Here is a 19,359-nt window from a genome sequence, read left to right as displayed (position 1 = left end):
TCCTTTTGCTGCCGGCATCGTTCACGGGTCAGGCCCCGCTTACCTGGGTCATATACTTGTTCCGGTACTCTTTGGGCGTCATATGGACACTGTTTTTAAACACAAGATTAAAATACGTGCTGTTCTCATACCCCACCATTTCACCGATTTCATGCACCTTGTAGCGGTTTTGCCTCAGCAGCTCCTTGGCCTTGTTGATCCTCAGCTGGGTCAAATAATCCTGTATGCTGATGTTCATTTTATCCTTGAACAGGACCCTCAAATAATTGGGACTCAAAAACACCCGGTCGGAAATATATGAGAGCGTGATCGATTTGCAAAAGTCCTTATTCAGGATGTTCAAAATTTCCTGGATCATATAATCTTCTTTATTCAGGTTTTTGCGGCCCATATACGAGGAAACCTCATTCATAACCTGACGGACGTAATGTACAATATCGGGAAGCGTCTTGGCCGTGACTACACCATGAAAAAGCTCCGATTCGTCTTTTGCGACCATGTCGATCTTTTCTCCAATATTCGCCATGCTCTTGGAAAGGCTGCTGAATAAGCTGATCATTATACTCTGAATGCGCTCCAGCTTCATATAATGCTCCGTTGTCATGAGATGCATCAGCTTCTGTATGCTCTCTTCGCAATCCTTGCCCCCGCATGCCCCTGACACAATCTCGTCGATAATCTGCTTCATAAGGCCAGTGTCCGGGTCGGACAGCGCAGATGTACGGGCATGCGCCTGTTCGAACGTAATTACGCTGCCATACCCGAATCCGACCTTTCCATTGATTGTGGAGCAGCACTGTCTATACAGCATTCCAAGGTCGGTCAAATTAGGAGCGCCGGTGCTTACGCCGATTACATACCTGAAGGACTGCACCTCCATGAGAGCGGCAATTTTGTTCCCGACCGTGTGAAGAAGCTGCTTTTCTTTGTCGGAATCTTCCTTCAGGGAATGGAGAACCGCAATGATTCTGCTGTCCCCATCCTTGATGAATAATACGTCCTTGGGATCGCACGCATCCTGCAGCTCAGTGAGAATGCTGCCCAGATACCCGGATTTTTGGAAAATATCGGTGTTGGCCGCATAATCGAATTCGATCAAGGCCAGCTTGTATGAACCCGTCATTTGCAGCTTCAAATCATTAGCCCGGGTGTAGATCAGGTTCGCTTCATCCGGACTGTGCCGGCCGTTCATCAGCTCCTCCAGAAATTTGGTCTGAAGATGGGGCAGATTATGATGGAATTGCTCCATGATTTTCCTGCTTGCCCGATGCGACAGCTTCTCGTCCATGGAAACCGATGCAATCCTTCTCAGAACCGCAATCAATTCTTCTTGTTTTACAGGTTTGATCAGATAACTGTATGCCCTGACTTCAAGCGCTTCCTTCAATGTCTCCGCGTCATCATGTCCGCTTGAAAAAATAAACTTTATGTTCGGGTTGAAATGAGCGATGGCTTTGGCCATCTCAATTCCATCCATAACAGGCATTTTGACATCACTGATAATAATATCAGGCTGATGCAGCCTGGCTTTCTCCAGCCCATCCTTGCCATTATGAGCGGTATCCACGACACGGACCCCCAATAAGTCCCAATCGACATAATGCTGCAGCGCATTTCTTTCAAAATCGTTGTCCTCTACAATGAGAAGCGTGTTCATCTCCATTACACCTCGCAAACAGGTTTATACCGCGTATTTGCTCGAGAGCATGTTCATCATTGAACGACAGGGTCTATCTTCGTTAGTTCTACACGGAAAGTCCAATACCCTCCTGAATAATCCCGCTTGCTCCTGGTTTAACAATTACTTATCAAATGCCGACCATTTCTTGCCATAACCAAACAGACCCAGCACCGGACGGTGCTGGTTCTCTCTCTATCGTTCCGATATTTATACGCTTGAAACTTGGCCTTCATTTAAAGGATAGATACATGGTTGCTTTCAGTCAATCATTTTATTTGTAAAAGTGATCCATATTAATCATAATTCTATCATTTGATTGGATTTGATTGATTTTTATGGTTCCAAAGAACGGAGGATGTGAAGCGGGTGCAATAGTCACCTTACAAATTGTCAAAAAGCTCATGAAGCATTTTTTCTTTATTATTGAGGAACTGCTTCATGATTATATAATGATCGGTTGCTTCCAATGTTGTGGTTTCAATCCCGTCAGGAGTCAGATTATAAATGACCGAATCCGGATATGCCATAAGAATGGGGGAATGAGTGGAGATAATGAACTGGGAGTTTTTTTGGACCAGCTCATGAATGCGCGAAAGCATGGCCATCTGCCGGAGAGGAGACAAGGCGGCCTCAGGCTCATCCAGGATGTATAAGCCCTGCCCTCCGAACCGGTGAAGGAAAGCGGCAAAAAACGACTCACCGTGGGATTGCTCGTGCAGCGACTTACCCCCGTAAGAATCTATAATGCGTGGGCCGGCAGAGCCTTCCCTATCCAGCTCCTCGATATTCGTCGCCAGGTTATAATAACTCTCCGCCCGGAAAAAGAATCCATCCCGCGGCTTATGCGCTCCGCGCACCAAACGTATATATTTATGCAAATCGGAATGGGCGGATTGCGTGGAGAATGAGAAGTTCCGGGTGCCGCCTTCCGGATTAAATCCCCAGGCTACGGCAATCGATTCCATTAGCGTCGATTTCCCCATTCCGTTCTCACCCACGATGTAGCTCACTTTGGGATGAAAGTCCAGCTTGCCGAGACTCCGGATTACGCCGAGATGGAATGGATAATGATCAAAGGAAGGGATCGCATCCCTATCAAGCCTAATGCCCCGCAAAAAACGATCTGGAGAATGCCTGCCCATCTGTCACATGACCTCCCTGTCGCCACTCCCATTTAATTCCACTGTTTGATTGATCGCATTTCTCCACTCATACAAATGCTCTTCCAGCTGGGACTCGGCTTTGCGAAGAATCCCGATTTGTTTTTTGATGTCGCCCAGCTTTCTTTCAGCCACTTCTATGGCATTCGGCAGGCATTCCCGACTTGTACCATATTGAAATAAACAGTCAAAGAAATCCGTTATTTCCTTGGCTGTGAGTCCAAGACTAAAATAAAGCTGGATCAATGCAATCCTTTCAACATCCGATTCCGCATAATCCCGATATCCGTTCTCCAGGCGAACGGGGTTCAGTAACTTCTTTTCTTCATAGTATCTCAGGGAACGCAGACTCACTCCTGTCCTCCCTGACAGCTCACTGATATGAATAACGAGCCCTCCCCGCTTTGATTGATATATGTCATACTAAACCATCACATGATGTGAAGGTCAAGAGGGTTGAGCGGCTTTATAGCTGTCCAGCAGGCCGGCAGCGATATTTCCAAACATCCTGATCTCGCTTAAATACTCAAACCCAACCGGATTGTTTAATTGATTATACATTCTTACCACTACTGCGTCATAATGCGGGATGATCAAACAAGCACATCCGGTGATGCCGAGAATTTGATACGCCCCATTGGGTACATGTTCACCGATCTGGTTTAATGGACTGCTGCTTTGAAGCCACCAAACAAATCCATTACTGGGCAGATGCTCAGGTACTGTGGAGGGTGTGTGTAATTCGGTTACCCGTTCAAAAACAGTTTGCGGCAGGACTTGCTTGCCATTCATACAACCTTTTCTAAGATGAATATAACCCCACGCCGCCATGTCTTCAGCACTGATAAATAAATTGCCTTGATCACCCGCATCGCTGTCATTAGGGCCAACCCAGGTATGTTTGTCCTTGTAGTAGTTGTAAATCAGGTGCTCATCATACGAAGTTCTCCAACCGGTTTTATTCAAATGATACGGTGCAAGGATGCTGCTTTGCACAAATTCGCTTACATTTTGTGCAGATAAATGCTTAACCAGCCGGGTTAACAGGGTAATGCCGGTATTTCTGTACGCCCAGCTCTCACCCGCCGGAAATTCTCTTACGATCGCGCCGTCTGCTTCCATTAAACCGTGAGTATGCGTGAGCAGCTGCCGTAACGTTACTCCCTTAGCGGCCTCCTCGGGCTCATTCAGGTATCCCGCAATTTCGTCATCAACACTGTTGATCCTGCCCTGCTCTATGAGCAGGCTTACCGCAAGCCCAAGATATGTTTTACGTATGGAACCTACATTAAACCGGGTAGCTTCGTCGACCCTCCGCGACTCCGGAGAGAAATCGTGGGTACCAGCGTACCATTCGTTTACAACAGTGTCTTTATGGATGATGCAAACAGCAGCAGCTGTTGCTCCTGTCTCTTTTTGAATGTTTTGTACGTAGATGTTGAGGTCTTGAAAATGTCCATTGACGGTTCTTTTCAAATTAAAGTCTCCATCCTCCGGTTATTTAAGCTCTTTCCGCTTTACCAACACAGCACGATAACCTAATCCTACCATGGGATTAGATATGAACAAAAGGCCAACCGCTATGCCGGTTGACCCATTCAATACTTATAGAAGATTCCTCTCATTCCCCCATGCGGAATGCGGCGATGAACGATGCCAGCGCAGCAAGGCTCGCGACGGTTCGTACCGTATTCCACGCCGTCCAATCGGCGATGTAACGTGTCCATAGTTCCGCGCCTTCGGTGCTTGCGGGATCCACAGCGGCAAGCGTATCGTTCAACGGCACGTTGAACACGGCTGTCACCAGAAAGGAGCCTACGAGATAGAGCAGGCTGCCGGCGAGCAGATAGATCACGCCAGCTTCCCCCCATCTGAAGAATGAAACGATGAGCAGGACAACAGATGTCAAGGCCGATCCGAAAAACACGGTATTGAACCATGGATTGAGGACGGTTACGTTAATGGACTGCATAGCGGCAATGCCCTGCTCCGCCGGGAGACGGGAGAGAGCTGTCATCACGAATGCCGAGAAGGCGAAGAACAGACCGGCAACAAGCCCGGTTCCAAGTGCCGAGACGAAGGTTAATGTGCCAAGCAAGCGCTCCATAATACTAAACCCTCCAGACGCCGGCTGCGGCAGTGTTTCGTGCATATTCAGCAAAATCCCGCGGCTCTCTGCCCAGAGCACGCTTAACGCCATCCGTCAGATGGGAGTTGCGGCCGTCCAGTACTTTGGTGAACAGATCGGTCAGCAGCAGCACGATTTCGTCCGGCACATGCTCCTCCGCCAGCATCGACTTGAACTGTTCCCCGGAGACCTGCACATAACGGACCTCCCGTCCGCTGGCCTGGGCGATTTCCTTGGTCGCTTCAGCAAAGGTGAGCGCGCGCGGGCCGGTCAATTCGTAGAGCTGGCCCACATGGCCGTTCCCGGTCAGGGCGGCGACTGCGACGTCCGCGATGTCCTCGGCATCGATGAACGGCTCTGCCACATCCGCTGCCGGGAGAGCTACCGTACCGCTCATGACCGGCCCGATCAGGAAGCTTTCGCTGAAATTTTGGCAAAACCAGCTCGCCCGCAGAATCGTCCAATCTGCGCCTGAATTCCGCAGCGCCTGCTCGCTGAGCTGAGCCTCTTCCTCGCCTCTGCCGGACAGCAGCACCTGCCGCCTGACGCCCCTGCTCACCGCAAGCTCGGCAAATGCGCCGATAGCTGCTGCTGCTCCCGGCAGTGCAAGGTCGGGATAATAAGTGATATACACCGCTGACACGCCCTGCAGAGCTGCTGCCCAGGTTGCTTGATCCTCCCAATCAAAAGGCAGCTCACCGGAGCGGGAACCAATCCTTATCGGCACACCGAGCTGCGTGAGCCGCATCGCCACACGGCTGCCTGTCTTGCCTGTTCCGCCAAGAATCAGGATTGGCTTCCTTTCTTGAGCACTCTCCTGGTTGATGCTTTTTTGCGTATTTTCGTTCATAATGAATCCTCCTTGTATATAAGTAGTATTTATAGGCAAGGCATTAAGCCTCTGTCCACATTGGGGAACATAATCATCATCAGCGTCAACTGGCATCATAAATTGTTTGTACAAGCAAATATTATTGTAATAAAATGGAACTGAATCATTCGATATTTTCTAATTGATCGCTCACTTTATATAAATGAAGGGTTAGTTCATCGCCTTCTTGTTCCCCCAAAATGGCGGAATAGCGGGCTCGAAGATTGTTCCAGCATTGATTGATCACATCTTCCAATGCCTTGCCTTTATCCGTTGCATAAATGAGCGACAATCGCCCTTCCACACGGTTGTAGATCAATCCTTTACTGACAAGCTTCTCGACAAGACGGGTCACCGTTGAAGGCTGAAGATGGAGAATTCCGCCTAACTCCTTCTGTGAAATCCCTTCTTTCTCATACACGGCCATCAGTAAAAAACTATATGTCGGCGATAATCCGCTTACGGCAAACTCATCCTCAGCCATTTTGGTAATAACCCTGCCGAGCCGGTTCGCAGTGAAATACAGGCATTCCTTCAAATAGTTTTTCAGCATGGATGGTACCTCATTTCTTGAATGGACACTGTCACAAAATAATATTGTTTGCACATACAAATATAATACATTCCCGAAAAAATGTAAAGCCTGAATTTTCCTTTACGCATTTTCTATTCTTTCATGTGAGATACATCTGCATGGAGCTCTATTGTCGGATTATTGTTTTGAATAACAACCTTACTGAGACTTGTAGGATGCAGATATGGCGGCTCCCACAACTTTTCCAAGGGCCTGCCTTCAAAATAACCCATAATCAGTTTCAATGTGACGGAATGCGTTACGACTAGAATCTCTTTTCCCTTGTGGGCAGCAATGATCTCTTCAATCACTGGAATGACCCGATCGGAAACATCTTGAAAAGACTCTCCCCCGTTCTGGGGGCTGTAGAGATGCGGAGTATTCCAAAAAGCATAATAAGCTTCCGGCTGAGATTGTTCAATGTTGTTCTCTCGTATGGGATATAAGCTCAGCCGTTTTAACGGCTCTCACGCTGGAGCTTGAATAGACAGCCGCAAAATCAACAGCTCTCAAAGAATCGCCCAAGGCTTGCGCTTGATAAAGCCCTCTGCTGGTGAGCGGCGAATCCTGATGCCCTTGCATTCTTTTTTCAACATTCCATTGCGTTTCTCCATGCCTCGTTAAATATAAATTCGTCTTCTCCATTTTATAACGCTCCCTTTTCAGAAAACCTGGCGGATTCGTTATTTTCCATACTTGCCGTTATCCTTGAGTTTGAAATACTTGCCGTCTGTTTCCGCTGCTATGAATTGTTCCGTGTCTATCCCCTGAATTTTATAAAGCTTTGTACCCTTTTTAAATAGATTGGAGTAACCATTGCCATATGTTCCTTCGTGATCGGAATACTTTTTAACTTCCCCGATACTTTGTTCAATTGAATCCTTTGCGACCTCTTCTTTGATGTCTTCATAAATATCGCCGTTCCAGACCACAAAGCCATATGCCCAATCTGCACTCGAAGAGGGCGATATTGCGCTGCAGGAACTCAATACAATAGCAGACAATATGACAAGAGCAGCCCATGCCAGTCTATTCATAAGATTCAAGCCCCCCTTACTGTTCGGCAAAATATTGGACGAAAAAATCCCTGAACTTGCGGGCTGCCAGAGATAGGTAGCGTTTCTCGTGCCATATGATTTGAAAATTGCGCTGACACACAGGATATTCAATACGCAGCAGATGAAGCGGGACACCAGGACTTCTTCCGCACCCGCCGATAAGGGCAATTCCCAATCCGGCACGGACAAGATTTGAAATGCTGGCAGGTTCGTCTACCTGGCAAACGTATTTTGGCGATATCCCCGCTTTGCGGAAGAAACCGTCATTCATCGGTTGGAAAAGAATGCCCTCTTTGTAGCCGATAAACGGCTCATCCGCGACCTCTTCCAAGCGAATGCTGCCACGCTCCGCTAACCGGTGCCCGGGAGGAACGGCCAAGAAAACATCTTCGCTGAACACGGTCGTTGCACTGAATTCCGGGTGTTCGACGGGCAGAGCCGTAAAACAAATATCGGCTTCGCCTGCTCCAAGCAGAAGGGCTATTTCTTCTTCTTTTGAAACCTGTGTAAGCCGGATATTGACTCCTGGGTAGAGGGAGAGGAACGCCCCCAGCGGCTCTGTTAAACGGTCCAGGGCGGATGTCGCCAAATGAATGACTCCATGCTCCAATCCCGCAAGCTCGGTAATTTCCTTCTGCCCCTCTTCCAGCGCGCTGAGGGCCGCTTCGACCTTTTTCAAAAAAATTTGTCCAAATATATTAAGCCGGATTTGTCTTCCATAACGGTCAAACAAAGGCACGCCTACGCTCTCCTCCAACCGGGAAATCGTCTTGCTGAGAGCGGGCTGCGCAATACGCAGCTCCTCGGCAGCCTTCGTCATATGCTCCAGTTTGGCTACCTTGCGAAAGTACTGCAGCTGCAGCAATTCCATCCTTTCCCTCCTTCTTATACACTTTAGTATATGTATTATATGTGTTTAGATATATTATTGTTTATTTACATTTTATTATAAAATAAATGATGCCGGCAAACAATTGAAATGCTAAAAGATACATTTTATATACGTTCAAATATTTTAAGAAAGGGTGAGCTTGGATGGACAATCGTTATCCCAGACAGGGAGGGGAAGCAGCATGAGAGCAGCGGGAATTCTCTCCTTTGGCCCTCCGGAGGTTTTGCAGCTAATCGAGGCTGAGACTCCTCAAGCAGGCGCGGGCGAAGTACGGGTCCGCGTCAAGGCTGCCGGAGTCCAGCCCGCCGATTTGGCAGTACGCAGCGGTTGGACTCCGCCCGGGGCAGCAGTGCATTTTCCTCAGATTCTTGGCAACGAGTTCGCGGGGATTATTGATCAGGTCGGGGAAGGCGTCACCGGCTTCACTGCCGGCAATGAGGTTCTTGGCTTCCGGGTGCTGGGATGCTATGCCGATTATGTAGTGGTAAGCAGCAGTCAGATCGTGGCCAAGCCCCGGACTATGTCATGGGTGGTCGCAGGAGCACTGTCCGCCTCCGGGCAGACTGCCCACACTGCGCTAAAGGAATTGGGCGTTAGCCAAGGCGACACCGTATTGATTCATGCCGCCGCTGGCGGGGTAGGTACGATCGCGGTCCAGTTAGCCTTGTCCTGGGGGGCTACCGTCATCGGCACAGCCAGCGAGCAAAATCACGAATATCTTCGATCGCTGGGAGCGATTCCGGTCAGCTATGGAAACGGTCTGGTCGAAAGAGTCCGTGGCCTCGCACCGGATGGCGTGGACGCGGCGCTGGATGCGGCGGGAGGCGATGCTCTGCGCGCTTCGGTACAGCTCGTTGCGAACAAGGATCGCATCGGCACAATCGCCGCCTTTGACATTGTGCAGGAGCTTGGAGTTCGTCCGATCCGCAGCCAGCGGTCCGCAGCCCGGCTTGCCGAACTCGTCGACCTTCATACCCAGGGAAAGCTGCAGGTTCATATACGGAAAACGTTTACGCTGTCCGACGCAGCCGATGCCCATCGGGAAGTAGAAACCGGACATGGCCGCGGGAAGGTTGTCCTTACAATCGATTGATTCCTCGGGAATAACGGACGTGTCGGACACTCATCTGTGAGAAGATATGTGCCTCCAGAGACACAAACAAGGCTAGCCAGAATTACTGGCTAGCCTTTGTTTCACTCTTTACTGCATTATTTTTTCACTTTAAGTCCCAGGGACTGCATGAGCTTGGTGAATACTTCGGTATTTTCATAAATACCAGAGAACATTTCGGCATTTTTGCCAATTGCCGTTAAAGGGATATCGACCGCCGTATGACCTGCGGTTGTCCAGTCAACAACAAAGTTATGTTTGGAGTTCACAATGGCGAAAGGACCGTCTTCTTTGGAAATAGCGTCGCCTGACTCGTCTCCGGCGTCAACTTCCTCAATGGAGAACCCGCCTGTTTCGTGATCGGCAAGTACAAGGACAAGCGTATCCGGGTTTTTCTTGGCAAAATCTTTGGCAACTTGAACGGCTTTGTCCAACTGTTGACCTGCTTTAATGGTCATTTTGGCATTGTTTTGGTGAGCGAATTCATCCGTGCCTTCTTCTTCAACCATCAGGAAGAAGCCTTTTTTGTTTGACGCAAGCGTGTCAATCGCTTTTTTGGTCATGTCCGGAAGAGAGACAATCGGGTTGTAAATATCCCCTTCGCCTTCCGGTTTTTGCTGGAACATCTCTTCATTGGCAAACAGTCCAAGCAGCTTGCCGCCTTTTGCTTTTTGCATATCGGTTTTGTTCGCAACATAGCTGTATCCCAATGCTTTAGCCTTGTTGATCAGATTTCCTTGAGTTCCCTTGCTTTTTTCTGCTGGATCTTCAGCCGGCTCGTCTTTGAATTTGCCAGCATCGCCCGCAGGGTACCAGAAATCCTCGCCGCCGCCGAGAAGCACGTCAATTTTGCTTTTGGTCAGGTACTGCAGGGCGATGTCGCTTTGCTTGGCACGGTCTTCAACATGCGCGCCGAATGCAGCGCCGGTAGCATCCGTAACTTGGCTGGTTGTAACTACGCCAGTGGCTTTTCCGGCATCTTTCGCGTATTCCATGATTGTTTTTACCGGTTTTTTGTTGGCATCCACGCCGATTGCGCCGTTATACGTTTTTACGCCGCTGGCATAAGCCGTAGCTGAAGCAGCCGAATCCGTAACGGGGATAGTGGATCTTGTATGAATTAAACCAACGTATGGCATAGCATCCATAGCCAGTTTACCGTTTTCACCTACAGTCGCAAGCCGGATCGCGTCACGCTGGGCTGTTCCCATTCCGTCGCCGACGAACAAAATTACATTTTTCGTTTGCGAAGAAGCAGCTTCTGCACGATTAGGCGCTTGTGCGCTGACTACGCTCGTTACGAGAAGGGCAGTTGCCGCAGTTGCTACCATCGCTGCCTTGAATCCATTCTTTTTCTGTGATTTCATATATTCCCTCCTAAGGTATGTTTACTCCCTCATATTAAAGCACTTACATTAAGAGAATGTTTTCGAAATATGTATATAATGTTAATGAAAAAATGATAGATTCGGCTTAAGCCTGCATGTGCGACATTCAGATTTCCCTTGTATTTGCTGGCTTTGCCTATGTATATAGGGCTATTAACAACGCGGATCCAGCCACCGCGCATTATATGGATTCAATCCGGTGCATGACAATAATAGCTCTTGAAGGCTCCCTTTTTGACTTCTATCACTGGGTTATTTTCCAAAAATAAACAATTCTAATAGCAAAAATAAATAAAGCAAAATTTGTCCTAAATACTATGAACCCAATCATAAATCTGTTATTCCTAAAGAATCGGACTATAGCTGCCGTCAAAATGATAGTGAAAGCTCTCATCAATTCGGATATAACCAAGTATGCAGTGCCTTCTGTTCCTATAGAAGACGCAGGAGAAATTCTGATTATCTCTATTGCCCTCAGCGACTAGAATTTTCTCATCCTCACAATCCAATAGAATTCCAATATGATCATGCGGGTCGTCAGACAGCAGCTTCTCATAGATCACGATATCACCGCGCTGCGGCGTGAACCCATTCTGGTCGTCTTCATGAAAAAATCCGGTTTCCGGCAGCCCAGCCCACTCTAGCCAAGCGCCTACGCCTGCAAACCGGCAGATCGAGTTCGGGTACCGAATCGGCAGTAGAAATCCGGCTTGCCGGCAGCAATGATAGACGAATGCGGCACACCAGCTGTTTTGCAATTCTTTATAGACGTTTCTATCCGGCCAATACTGGCAGATTTCCCGATATCGTTCATCTCCCGGAACGCCAATTATATCTTCTCCGGCAAGCGCTTCCGCTATGTCGGCCAGCTTGCCCCGTTTGCCGGCAGCGGAGAAGCTGCTGGATACCCTACCCTCACTGTGCATATTTACCGGCATTTCATGAGAAATCCCCAGTTCACGAAGCACTTTTTGAAGCCTTGGGGTATCCTGCTGCGATAAGCTTCGGCCACTATTCTGAAAGAACGACTGCATCACATAAGCATCCTTGATCATTTCATCATAGGGACCATGGGTTCCGGTTCTATCTCCCTGATAGAAAATCGCCTGTTGGATGATGAGCTGCTCCTCTTTCGTAAAAATGTTCATATCTCTTAAAATAGGTCTTACCGCCTCGGCGCTGTTCGGACCGGGAAAGTCATGGATTCCGGTTTTATAGAAATAATAACCATGAAGCAATCCTGCGATCTCCGCCAGTTCCTGATTAAGCCCTCTTTTCAATGCGAGCATTGAAGCAAAAGCGGACACTCCGTACAGATGGACACATGTTTCCTGCTGCCGGGCTCTGCTAACGATAGACATGATCATTTCTTGAACGGCCACTCGGACGCTGTCCAGCCGCTTATTCGTTTTCACACTTTTCAAATTTTCTCCCTCATTTCGTTCGAATATAAATAGGTACAAATTGAAAAGAGGAGCTGCCAGGTAGCAAGCTCCTTCATTATTCTATTCCATTGGCCCCGAAATAAAGACTTTATTGCTTGTCGCTATTCTTCTCAATCTACTACAATCTATCAATGATACCATAATTTTCTGAAAGATTGCCAGCTGCCGCTACGCCACTTCAAGCTCATATTTCTATTTTCCCGGCTGTTTCAATCCACTATCGAACCCCCCTTCTCCAGCCCTATATAAATAATTCAACCTTATGACAGAGTCCTTATAATTCATATGCCGTAAAAAAGGGATAAATGAAAGCAAACATTGGCATTTGCACGAATGTTGTACGATAAGGATGTACGTAAAATTCTTAATGAAAAAAGGTGGTTAAAAAATGGGTGTGCCAGCTGGGCAGCAGAATGTTGTTCCTTATATCATGGTTACTGACGGGCAGGTCTTGATCCAATTTTTAGAGAGGACTTTTGGCGCTCAAGCCGGATTGATCGTCAAGAGTACAAACGGAAAAAAAATAACGCATGGTGAATTAAAAATCGGGGAAAGCCTGCTCTACTTCGCTGATGGTACGGAGGAAGCCGTCAATTGCGATGAGGATTGCAGCACGGGTGAACAGAAGTACGATGCCGAACTTAAAGCGAAGGAACCATCGAGTATTCACATGTATGTCTATGTTGATGACGCAGCAGATGCCGTGCGGAGAGCAGAACTGGCAGGCGGCACTTCCGTAACACCCGTTATGGAAGACGAAAATGGCATAATGGGCGGCTTTGTTGATCCCTTCAACAATTTATGGTGGGTCAAGTCACCCAAGCAATAACAACCGACAGGCTGCCGATTGATCCGGCAGCCTGATTGGTGTACAGCGTCTGCATGGCGGAAGCCTCACATCCTTTATGGCTATGCTTCCTCTGACGCAACCGTAATGTAGACGCAGCAGTGCAAGTTCATATTGCCATTGAGACTGTCAAAAGAATTGATGTCATACATGCGCTCTCCGGCTCCGGGAATATGGTATAGCACCCGGCTTACTCTTTTGAGCTGGATATCATGCAGTTCCCACATGGCGGCGAACTCAGCGCTGTCCATGATTAATTGCTCAACCGTCTCGCGATACCAGGGGTCTGCCGCATAATTATCGTAATAAGTCCGGTAAACCCCGACCGACTAGCGTGCAAACTCTTCCCAATTGATCAGACGCCGCCGCAATTCCGGATTAACAAACAATAACCGGATCAAGACACGTTCCTGAGCGGGCAAGGCTGCGAAGTCCGCAATGATTTCATTGGCCGCCTGATTCCAGGCAAGCACTTCCGATCGATCGTTCGTTATGAAGGCTGGATACGTTAATTGATTGATAATAATCTGCCATTCTGAATTGATTTGCGCATCCATCGAGACAGAGGGACCGGATGAATGGGGACTCGACAGCTGAATGAGATGCAGGCGCTCATCTCCGATCAACTGCAGCGCTTTTGCGATACTCTCAATGACTTCCCTGGATACCGCCACATCCCGCCCTTGTTCCAGCTATGTATAATAAGTCACGCTGACTCCTGCCAGAAGGGCAGCTTCTTCCCGTCTAAGTCCTGGCGTTCTTCGTCTGCCGTAGGAAAAGTTGATGCCGGCTTGTTCCGGCTGGAGCCGCTCCCTGCGTGATTTCAGGAATTCACCCAGCGTTTTCATTTTAATGCCGTCGGTGGCTATATGCGCTCTCTCCTTTGAAACCCTCACTGATCCATACCATTAAAGTATAATCCGTCTAGATCGAATTGTCATATCGCGTCCAGGGATATTATGCCATACTGCCGAAAGTCTATTCCGTAAACAACGTCGAACAAAATAAAATCTTCATGCTGATGAGGCCGATACAATTGTATCGGCCTCATTCTCTTTCGTGTGTATTCTCTTTCGTGTGCAAATACGAATAATTTGAAGCATTTAAGACCGGAAGACTCAGGTGCCGCAATAGGTTCGATAAGGTTGGGAGGAATGTTCAGGCAGCAAAGTATACTCCTCCTGTTCGGGGGAGTGCGCGTAAGGCTTCGACAGCACAGCCAGCAGCCGCTGCATGACGCTGAGGTCCCCTTTCACGGCGGCCTCGAGAGCGGCTTCGACCCGATGGTTGCGAGGGATAACCGCAGGATTGCTGTCCCGCATCAACTGCTGCGAGGCTGGCTTCGCTTCCTCCTGCCTGCTTCGTCTCGCCTGCCACCGGTCATGCCATTGGACAAATTCGGCTGTGCCGTGCAGTACTGTCTCTTCCGTTCGATCCCAAGTAAGAGCGCGAAAGGTATTCGTGTAGTCCGCGCCATGCTTCTGCATCATCTTGAGGAGCTCATCAATCAGAGCTTCATCCTCCGGCTCTTCATTGAAAACTCCCAGCTTCGCCCTCATGCCTGCCAGCCAATTGCTGCTGTACAGCTCGCTAAATTGCGAGATCGTCTCTTCGGCCAGCCTGACTGCCTGCTCTTCGTCGTCATGCAGCAGCGGCAATAAAGCTTCGGCAAGTCTCGCGAGATTCCACTTGGCGATGCGCGGCTGATTGCCATAGGCATAGCGGCCTTGGCTATCAATCGAGCTGAAGACCGTTTCCGGGTCATAGGCATCCATGAAGGCGCAGGGACCATAATCGATCGTCTCACCGCTAAGTGTCATGTTGTCGGTATTCATCACCCCGTGAATGAATCCCGCTTGCTGCCATTTGGCAATCAGTGAAGCCTGACGCTGTATTACATTCCGAAGCAGGGAAAGGTAACGGTTCTCACCGGCATCGCTGTCTTTAAAGTGTCTATCCCATGTATAATCCGCCAGAGCCCGGAGGTCGTCGATCGCATCCCGTGCCGCCGCATATTGAAAAGTGCCGAATCTCAAATGACTGGCAGCTACGCGGGTCAAAATAGCGCCAGGCAGCTCCTCCTCGCGAATCACCGATTGCCCTGTCGCTACCACCGCCAAGCTGCGGGTGGTCGGAATACCAAGCGCATGCATCGCTTCGCTAATGATATATTCGCGCAGCATCGGCGCGAGCGCAGCCCGGCCATCGCCGCCGCGGGAATATGGCGTACGGCCGGAGCCCTTCAGCTGTATGTCCACCCGTTCGCCCGCAGGCGTAATCTGCTCGCCCAGCAGCAGCGCCCGTCCGTCCCCCAGCATCGTAAAATGACCGAATTGATGCCCTGCATAAGCTTGAGCGAGCGGCAGGGCGCCCTCGGGAACCCGGTTCCCGGCAAGCTCGGCTACGCCGTCCTTGCTTTGCAGTGCCTGGCTATCCAGCCCGAGAGAGACCGCCAGCCCCTCATTGAATATCACTAATTCCGGTGACCGTACGGGGATTGCATCGAGCGTGGAGAAGAAGGCTCCCGGCAGTCTCGCATAACTATTGTCAAAGCTCCAGCACGGTTCGATTCTTGTTTTCTCTTCCGCCATTATATTCACTCTTCCTTCTGAATTTAGTATTACCGATAGTATACCCTCTCGGGTGCCGCTTACATGCCTGCTGCTCAATCAGCTGTCATGACTCTCCAATGCCGGAATCAGGCCTTGATGGCCCTCCAGCAGGCTTCAATCGTTTCCTGTATGCGAGTTTCATCAAGCGGATATTTCCCCAGGCGATTGGCAATCGTTCTTGATGAAGGCTTGTTCCTCCGAGAAGTGCATTCAAAATATCTTGCGCTTTCCCAATTTCCTCACCTTCCATTATAGTACATTTTATTCTAATTACTTTACCTTATAGACATGACAGGCGCGAAACTTCACAAACTCATCGATGCCGTGAGCCTGCTGGTTGCTGCTCCGCGCACCGATCCTGTACAATAAGGCTATCATTCTGTCCGATCGGAGAATATCCTCATGACCCGACTTTCCCCAGAGCTGCACACTCTGTCCAAGGTTTTTCCCTGTTTTCAAGCGCTCTCGCCTGAGGAGTGGGCCGATGCGCAGCCCGTGCTCCGGGTTTTTCCTGCACACTCGACTCTGTTCGGCAGCGAGGATGCCGCTGAATATGCCGTGTTCCTCCTAGCAGGAACCGTACAAATCTCGAATATAACCGAAGACGGCCGTGAAGCCGTTGCAAGCCGGCTGACGGCCGGCGATATATGCGCCATGATGGTGCTGAGCGGATTGAGCGAACGCGAATATCCCGGGGCTATGACGGCTGAGACCGAGGTTGCGGCCCTCTTCGTCACGAAGAGCTCGTTTCTGGTCTGGATTCAGAGGCATACACCTATTCGGAACGCGGTGTTCGGCAATATTTTGGATGGACTGATCCGAATGGGCGGCAGTCTCTCGGCAAAATTGTCAAAGCCGCTGGAAGCGCGTCTCGCCGAAGTCCTGTTGAAGCTGACAGCGGAGCAGCAGCCAACCATCCATATTACACATAAACAGCTGGCTGCCGAGCTAGGTTCCGTACGTGAAGTCGTCAGCCGCCAGCTGAACCGTATGCAGTTGAAGGGCTGGATCACAACGGGAAGGGGCTTCGTATCGGTTAAACAGCGGGAGGCTTTAAAGGAGCTTGTTGGTGACCAGGTCACAGAAGGCTGAGGCTTCCTGTGGTAGGGTAAAGTCAGTCGGTTCAGACTGAGGGTTACCCTATCATATAACCAGGAGGTTATTTATCATGAGAATTCCATTAATCAAGGGGATGACCGCACCGGATTTCATATTTGCCCATGTTGACGAAACCCCACCACTGCAATTGTCCAGCCTGCGCGGCCGCAGGGTGCTGCTTGCGTTCTTCCGCAACGCAGCCTGCGCCATGTGCAATCTGCGGATGCGGCACTACATCCGCAGCTATGACCAGTGGAGCCGGCAGGGGCTCGAAATCATCGCGGTATTCGAGTCGCCCGAGACCAGCATTTTCCGCCATGTCGGTCAGCAGGAAGCACCATTTCCGATAATCGCCGATCCTGAGGCGAAGCTTTATGACCTGTATGCCGTTGAGGTATCCGAAGAGAAGACGCAGGCAACGATGGCAGATACGAATACAGAGACGTTCGTCAAGGAAGCAGCGGCGGAAGGCTTCGCTTTGACTCGGGAGGAAGGCGCCAATTTTCACCGTATACCGGCCGAATTCCTTATTGATGAGAAAGGCATTATCCAAATGGCACACTACGGCCAGCTGGTGACGGATCATCTGCCATTAGATGTTATTGAGCATTTTGTCACTGAATATAATTGAGACTCAGCCCGTACAGGAAAGTCTACAAGTGCGGCCGTACCAGGCCCAAAATACCAGTTTCTTGGTTGCTGCTTCTTCAGCAGTCCCGTATGGCTGTATAACAAACAGGGGAGCCGATTCTATGGCCCCCCTAATCTTCATTGCTGTAGATAAGCATCTCTCTCTTACTCTATCATTCGTTGGTAATCGTTGATCTTCTTGACCTCAAAGTGCCTCCCTGGACACAGGATAAAGCGTCCATTTAACAAGGCATAATCTCTTCCAGTGCTTCCGCAAGCGGCAGGCCATGCTCCGACAGCAGCTCCGCAAGCAGCTGGCGTCCCTCGTCGGATGCTTCAAGAGCCATTGTGACCATTAGCGGATTAAACAGCTCGCGCAGCGGCACCGATAATGTATTTACTGCCCAGTACATGCCGAATAATTGAAAATTATGATTTCCCGTCCCCTCCTTCAGCATCAAATCCATGAACCTCCGGGCAAAAGCAATCCCCTTGAGCGGCTCGCCCCCCGTTTCGTATTCGACGCCTTCCCACTGCAAATCCGCCGCGCAGTTGAGCCACCAGGCAGGCGTAATCGCCTCATCCTGCATTTTCCGTAGCACGCTCTGCTCGAAGCCGGATTGTGGATTTCTCCTCTGCTCCTGCAAGCAGGCACTCAGCATATCCGCTTCGATCGCCGCCACCGTGATGCCTTGACCAAAGATAGGATCATAGATGCAGATAGCATCGCCCAGCACCAGCAATCCGGCAGGCCACCTTTCCATCAGCTCATAGTGACGGCGGTACAATTCCGGTACGCGAAAGCCCCGGGGCGGAGTGACCGGTTCAAGCTCCTTCAGGATCTCCGCAATTATCGGGCTGGGAAGCTGGGCAACAGCCTGTTCGAATTCATCCGCATTCGTTGGCGGGTATTGTCCTCCCGGGCGATAAAGCACCATTTCGGCCACCTGATTCTCGATAAAGGAGAAGACGCCTGTGAACGTTCCGTTTGCCGGCTGGCCCATAATATTAATAACATCCCACTCCTCGGGCAGATGGGCCATATGGGCAGGCACCCTGTAACGCCGTGTGCTGTATCCGATTGCGGCTTTCATCTTGTCTTCTTTACGCACCTCGTAACCCAGATCGGTCAGCCATTGCGTAAGCTTCGAGGCACGGCCGCTGGCGTCCACCACAAGATCCGCCGCAAGCTCACTCTCCCGGCCGGACGCTCCGCGTTCCTTGATTTGAACCCCTGTAACGGCAGTCCGGTCCGGAGTTGTCACGAGCTGCAGCACATCATGCTTCGGAAGTAGCCTTATCTGTGGAATTTGCTTCACGCGGCCGCGGATGACCCACTCCAGCGCCGCCCGGCTGAACTTGATATCGTTTCGCGGGTAAGGATTGGATACCGTGCCGTATTGACTCATCATATGTGCGGTCTTATTCAGTGAAGACGGGGAACCGAGTGCCACCAATTCTTCCTCATAGCCGGGAAAAAGCTTCTCGGTAATCTCCTTGCCGCGGTTCGTGAACCGATGGGGATGAAAACCGTGCGGAACGCCAAGACGGTCCTCGGGCTGCTGCCCGGGAAATTCATCCTTGTCGATGATGAGCACCTCTTCGTAATAATCCGCCAAGACCCTCCCCGCCAATAAACCGGCCATGCTGCCTCCGATAACAATCGCTTTTCCCTGCCTTTGTGTACTGTTCATGTGAATCTCTCCTTTTTGATTGATTAATTCAGTCAATATTAAGTTAAAAAAAATCCCCCTCCAAGATAGTCCCCTTAATAAACGAAAGGGAGGGTTTCCGATCCTGTTTTTAGATTGATCTGTTCAGTCAAAAATAGAATAATTCATTTTACTCCGGCTGTCAATTAAAA

Annotated in this window: 20 protein-coding genes and 1 pseudogene; 4 read left to right on the top strand and 17 right to left on the bottom strand. The window is 49.7% G+C overall.

The features are described 5' to 3' along the window. Positions 1 to 28: 28 nt before the first annotated feature. From AC0YNV_RS32935 to AC0YNV_RS32885, 11 genes are all read right to left on the bottom strand, one after another. A complete protein-coding gene (locus tag AC0YNV_RS32935; protein ID WP_475771821.1) occupies positions 29 to 1,657 on the bottom strand; it encodes a response regulator in 1,629 nt (542 codons plus the stop codon). 404 nt (positions 1,658 to 2,061) lie between these two features. Continuing rightward, on the bottom strand, positions 2,062 to 2,823 hold the full coding sequence (locus AC0YNV_RS32930) for an AAA family ATPase (RefSeq protein WP_475771820.1): 762 nt from the start codon (positions 2,821 to 2,823) through the stop codon (positions 2,062 to 2,064). A gap of 3 nt (positions 2,824 to 2,826) precedes the next feature. Then, the gene (locus AC0YNV_RS32925; RefSeq protein WP_475771892.1) at positions 2,827 to 3,213 is read right to left on the bottom strand and encodes a MerR family transcriptional regulator; all 387 of its coding nucleotides are present in this window, start codon (positions 3,211 to 3,213) and stop codon (positions 2,827 to 2,829) included. 75 nt (positions 3,214 to 3,288) lie between these two features. Further along, positions 3,289 to 4,317 carry a serine hydrolase domain-containing protein gene (locus AC0YNV_RS32920; RefSeq protein ID WP_475771819.1) on the bottom strand — a complete coding sequence of 343 codons (1,029 nt, stop codon included), beginning with the start codon at positions 4,315 to 4,317 and terminating at the stop codon, positions 3,289 to 3,291. Between the two features lie 145 nt (positions 4,318 to 4,462). Beyond that, positions 4,463 to 4,948 carry an anthrone oxygenase family protein gene (locus tag AC0YNV_RS32915; protein ID WP_475771818.1) on the bottom strand — a complete coding sequence of 162 codons (486 nt, stop codon included), beginning with the start codon at positions 4,946 to 4,948 and terminating at the stop codon, positions 4,463 to 4,465. A 4-nt stretch (positions 4,949 to 4,952) separates the two neighbouring features. Then, positions 4,953 to 5,819 carry an NmrA family NAD(P)-binding protein gene (locus AC0YNV_RS32910; protein WP_475771817.1) on the bottom strand — a complete coding sequence of 289 codons (867 nt, stop codon included), beginning with the start codon at positions 5,817 to 5,819 and terminating at the stop codon, positions 4,953 to 4,955. A gap of 145 nt (positions 5,820 to 5,964) precedes the next feature. Then, entirely contained in the window at positions 5,965 to 6,393 is a 429-nt protein-coding gene (locus AC0YNV_RS32905) for a MarR family winged helix-turn-helix transcriptional regulator (protein ID WP_475771816.1), read from the bottom strand. Positions 6,394 to 6,506: 113 nt separating this feature from the next. Beyond that, the gene (locus tag AC0YNV_RS32900) at positions 6,507 to 6,836 is read right to left on the bottom strand and encodes a histidine phosphatase family protein (protein WP_475771891.1); all 330 of its coding nucleotides are present in this window, start codon (positions 6,834 to 6,836) and stop codon (positions 6,507 to 6,509) included. Continuing rightward, on the bottom strand, positions 6,832 to 7,059 hold the full coding sequence (locus tag AC0YNV_RS32895) for a histidine phosphatase family protein (RefSeq protein ID WP_475771815.1): 228 nt from the start codon (positions 7,057 to 7,059) through the stop codon (positions 6,832 to 6,834). The genes AC0YNV_RS32900 and AC0YNV_RS32895 overlap by 5 nt, the downstream gene beginning before the upstream one ends. A gap of 38 nt (positions 7,060 to 7,097) precedes the next feature. Continuing rightward, positions 7,098 to 7,451 carry a hypothetical protein gene (locus tag AC0YNV_RS32890; protein WP_475771814.1) on the bottom strand — a complete coding sequence of 118 codons (354 nt, stop codon included), beginning with the start codon at positions 7,449 to 7,451 and terminating at the stop codon, positions 7,098 to 7,100. A gap of 16 nt (positions 7,452 to 7,467) precedes the next feature. Beyond that, the gene (locus AC0YNV_RS32885; protein ID WP_475771813.1) at positions 7,468 to 8,343 is read right to left on the bottom strand and encodes a LysR family transcriptional regulator; all 876 of its coding nucleotides are present in this window, start codon (positions 8,341 to 8,343) and stop codon (positions 7,468 to 7,470) included. A 202-nt stretch (positions 8,344 to 8,545) separates the two neighbouring features. Here AC0YNV_RS32885 and AC0YNV_RS32880 point away from each other — a divergent pair, with 202 nt between their 5' ends. Continuing rightward, the gene (locus tag AC0YNV_RS32880) at positions 8,546 to 9,457 is read left to right on the top strand and encodes an NADP-dependent oxidoreductase (RefSeq protein ID WP_475771812.1); all 912 of its coding nucleotides are present in this window, start codon (positions 8,546 to 8,548) and stop codon (positions 9,455 to 9,457) included. 116 nt (positions 9,458 to 9,573) lie between these two features. Here AC0YNV_RS32880 and AC0YNV_RS32875 read toward each other — a convergent pair whose 3' ends face one another. Then, on the bottom strand, positions 9,574 to 10,842 hold the full coding sequence (locus AC0YNV_RS32875) for an alkaline phosphatase (protein WP_475771811.1): 1,269 nt from the start codon (positions 10,840 to 10,842) through the stop codon (positions 9,574 to 9,576). 365 nt (positions 10,843 to 11,207) lie between these two features. Next, on the bottom strand, positions 11,208 to 12,278 hold the full coding sequence (locus AC0YNV_RS32870; protein WP_475771890.1) for a CHAP domain-containing protein: 1,071 nt from the start codon (positions 12,276 to 12,278) through the stop codon (positions 11,208 to 11,210). A 418-nt stretch (positions 12,279 to 12,696) separates the two neighbouring features. On the opposite strand from AC0YNV_RS32870, the gene AC0YNV_RS32865 reads away from it, so the two are divergent. After that, positions 12,697 to 13,137: a VOC family protein gene (locus AC0YNV_RS32865; RefSeq protein ID WP_475771810.1), complete on the top strand. Its 441-nt coding sequence runs from the start codon at positions 12,697 to 12,699 to the stop codon at positions 13,135 to 13,137. A gap of 80 nt (positions 13,138 to 13,217) precedes the next feature. Here AC0YNV_RS32865 and AC0YNV_RS32860 read toward each other — a convergent pair. The 3 genes and pseudogenes from AC0YNV_RS32860 to AC0YNV_RS32850 all read right to left on the bottom strand — a co-directional run bounded on the left by AC0YNV_RS32860 (position 13,218) and on the right by AC0YNV_RS32850 (position 15,746). Beyond that, positions 13,218 to 13,712, bottom strand: a pseudogene (locus tag AC0YNV_RS32860) (MmyB family transcriptional regulator). A gap of 135 nt (positions 13,713 to 13,847) precedes the next feature. Then, complete coding sequence (locus tag AC0YNV_RS32855) at positions 13,848 to 14,051, bottom strand: hypothetical protein (RefSeq protein WP_475771809.1); 204 nt, start codon at positions 14,049 to 14,051, stop codon at positions 13,848 to 13,850. A 222-nt stretch (positions 14,052 to 14,273) separates the two neighbouring features. Then, positions 14,274 to 15,746, bottom strand: coding sequence for a protein adenylyltransferase SelO (locus AC0YNV_RS32850; protein WP_475771808.1), 1,473 nt, complete (start codon positions 15,744 to 15,746; stop codon positions 14,274 to 14,276). Between the two features lie 423 nt (positions 15,747 to 16,169). Here AC0YNV_RS32850 and AC0YNV_RS32845 point away from each other — a divergent pair, with 423 nt between their 5' ends. Beyond that, positions 16,170 to 16,859 carry a Crp/Fnr family transcriptional regulator gene (locus AC0YNV_RS32845; RefSeq protein WP_475771807.1) on the top strand — a complete coding sequence of 230 codons (690 nt, stop codon included), beginning with the start codon at positions 16,170 to 16,172 and terminating at the stop codon, positions 16,857 to 16,859. 76 nt (positions 16,860 to 16,935) lie between these two features. Continuing rightward, positions 16,936 to 17,496 (top strand): peroxiredoxin family protein, encoded by a 561-nt coding sequence (locus tag AC0YNV_RS32840; RefSeq protein ID WP_475771806.1) that lies wholly within the window; start codon positions 16,936 to 16,938, stop codon positions 17,494 to 17,496. Between the two features lie 241 nt (positions 17,497 to 17,737). Here the strand turns inward: AC0YNV_RS32840 and AC0YNV_RS32835 are convergent, their stop codons facing one another. Continuing rightward, entirely contained in the window at positions 17,738 to 19,189 is a 1,452-nt protein-coding gene (locus AC0YNV_RS32835) for an FAD-dependent oxidoreductase (protein ID WP_475771805.1), read from the bottom strand. Positions 19,190 to 19,359 lie beyond the last annotated feature (170 nt).

The organism is Paenibacillus sp. JT31N11 (assembly GCF_056269285.1).
This window is presented reverse-complemented; position numbering and strand designations above follow the sequence as displayed.

What these genes read in the sequence shown, in the direction of transcription:
- AC0YNV_RS32845 (WP_475771807.1), top strand. Translation starts at nt 16,170, where the DNA reads ATGACCCGACTTTCCCCAGAGCTGCACACTCTGTCCAAGGTTTTTCCC.
- AC0YNV_RS32930 (WP_475771820.1), bottom strand. Translation starts at nt 2,823, where the DNA reads ATGGGCAGGCATTCTCCAGATCGTTTTTTGCGGGGCATTAGGCTTGAT.
- AC0YNV_RS32880 (WP_475771812.1), top strand. Translation starts at nt 8,546, where the DNA reads ATGAGAGCAGCGGGAATTCTCTCCTTTGGCCCTCCGGAGGTTTTGCAG.
- AC0YNV_RS32885 (WP_475771813.1), bottom strand. Translation starts at nt 8,343, where the DNA reads ATGGAATTGCTGCAGCTGCAGTACTTTCGCAAGGTAGCCAAACTGGAG.
- AC0YNV_RS32890 (WP_475771814.1), bottom strand. Translation starts at nt 7,451, where the DNA reads ATGAATAGACTGGCATGGGCTGCTCTTGTCATATTGTCTGCTATTGTA.
- AC0YNV_RS32895 (WP_475771815.1), bottom strand. Translation starts at nt 7,059, where the DNA reads ATGGAGAAGACGAATTTATATTTAACGAGGCATGGAGAAACGCAATGG.
- AC0YNV_RS32910 (WP_475771817.1), bottom strand. Translation starts at nt 5,819, where the DNA reads ATGAACGAAAATACGCAAAAAAGCATCAACCAGGAGAGTGCTCAAGAA.
- AC0YNV_RS32850 (WP_475771808.1), bottom strand. Translation starts at nt 15,746, where the DNA reads ATGGCGGAAGAGAAAACAAGAATCGAACCGTGCTGGAGCTTTGACAAT.
- AC0YNV_RS32935 (WP_475771821.1), bottom strand. Translation starts at nt 1,657, where the DNA reads ATGAACACGCTTCTCATTGTAGAGGACAACGATTTTGAAAGAAATGCG.
- AC0YNV_RS32835 (WP_475771805.1), bottom strand. Translation starts at nt 19,189, where the DNA reads ATGAACAGTACACAAAGGCAGGGAAAAGCGATTGTTATCGGAGGCAGC.
- AC0YNV_RS32905 (WP_475771816.1), bottom strand. Translation starts at nt 6,393, where the DNA reads ATGCTGAAAAACTATTTGAAGGAATGCCTGTATTTCACTGCGAACCGG.
- AC0YNV_RS32840 (WP_475771806.1), top strand. Translation starts at nt 16,936, where the DNA reads ATGAGAATTCCATTAATCAAGGGGATGACCGCACCGGATTTCATATTT.
- AC0YNV_RS32875 (WP_475771811.1), bottom strand. Translation starts at nt 10,842, where the DNA reads ATGAAATCACAGAAAAAGAATGGATTCAAGGCAGCGATGGTAGCAACT.
- AC0YNV_RS32865 (WP_475771810.1), top strand. Translation starts at nt 12,697, where the DNA reads ATGGGTGTGCCAGCTGGGCAGCAGAATGTTGTTCCTTATATCATGGTT.
- AC0YNV_RS32915 (WP_475771818.1), bottom strand. Translation starts at nt 4,948, where the DNA reads ATGGAGCGCTTGCTTGGCACATTAACCTTCGTCTCGGCACTTGGAACC.